The 1,424-nt window shown below is 55.5% G+C and carries 1 rRNA gene; it reads right to left on the bottom strand.

From position 1 onward, the window contains the following. A 23S ribosomal RNA gene (locus AC0LWM_RS32340) occupies positions 1-1,424 on the bottom strand; the annotation flags it as partial.

The raw sequence follows: 1,424 nt of genomic DNA, 5'->3' as shown, positions 1-1,424 counted from the left end.
TCCTCTCAAATTTCCTACGCCCGCGACAGATAGGGACCGAACTGTCTCACGACGTTCTGAACCCAGCTCGCGTACCGCTTTAATGGGCGAACAGCCCAACCCTTGGGACCTACTTCAGCCCCAGGATGCGATGAGCCGACATCGAGGTGCCAAACCTCCCCGTCGATGTGGACTCTTGGGGGAGATAAGCCTGTTATCCCCAGGGTAGCTTTTATCCGTTGAGCGATGGCCCTTCCATGCGGTACCACCGGATCACTAAGCCCGACTTTCGTCCCTGCTCGACTTGTAGGTCTCGCAGTCAAGCTCCCTTATGCCTTTGCACNCTGTTATCCCCAGGGTAGCTTTTATCCGTTGAGCGATGGCCCTTCCATGCGGTACCACCGGATCACTAAGCCCGACTTTCGTCCCTGCTCGACTTGTAGGTCTCGCAGTCAAGCTCCCTTATGCCTTTGCACTCTTCGAATGATTTCCAACCATTCTGAGGGAACCTTGGGGCGCCTCCGTTACTCTTTAGGAGGCGACCGCCCCAGTCAAACTGCCCACCTGACACGGTCCTCCTACCCGATTAGGGTAGCGAGTTAGAACTCCGATACGATCAGGGTGGTATCCCAACGTCGCCTCCGTCGATGCTGGCGCACCGACTTCTCAGGCTCCCACCTATCCTGTACAGATCGTACCAAAGTCCAATATCAAGCTGCAGTAAAGCTCCATGGGGTCTTTCCGTCTTGTCGCGGGTAACCTGCATCTTCACAGGTATTAAAATTTCACCGGATCTCTCGTTGAGACAGCGCCCAAGTCGTTACGCCATTCGTGCGGGTCAGAATTTACCTGACAAGGAATTTCGCTACCTTAGGACCGTTATAGTTACGGCCGCCGTTTACTGGGGCTTCGGTTCACAGCTTCGGGTTACCCCTAACCGCTCCCCTTAACCTTCCAGCACCGGGCAGGCGTCAGCCCGTATACTTCGCCTTACGGCTTCGCACAGACCTGTGTTTTTGCTAAACAGTCGCTTGGGCCTTTTCACTGCGGCCCCCTCGGGCTATTCACCCTACCGAGGCACCCCTTCTCCCGAAGTTACGGGGTCATTTTGCCGAGTTCCTTAACGAGAGTTCTTCCGCGCGCCTTAGAATTCTCTTCTCGCCTACCTGTGTCGGTTTGCGGTACGGGCACCATCGCCTGGCTAGAGGCTTTTCTTGACAGCCGGAGTACATGACCTTCGCTACTGCAATTTTCGCTCCCCATCACAGCCCAGCCTTATGGTGTGCGGATTTGCCTACACACCAGCCTCGCTGCTTGGACGGACTATTCCATCAGTCCGCGTCACTGCCCTTCTGTGTCACCCCATTGCTCATAACGGCTTACGGTGGTACAGGAATTTCAACCTGTTGTCCTTCGACTACGCCTTTCGGCCTCGCCTTAGGTCC

It is taken from the genome of Paenibacillus sp. sgz302148 (assembly GCF_056120465.1).
This window is presented reverse-complemented; position numbering and strand designations above follow the sequence as displayed.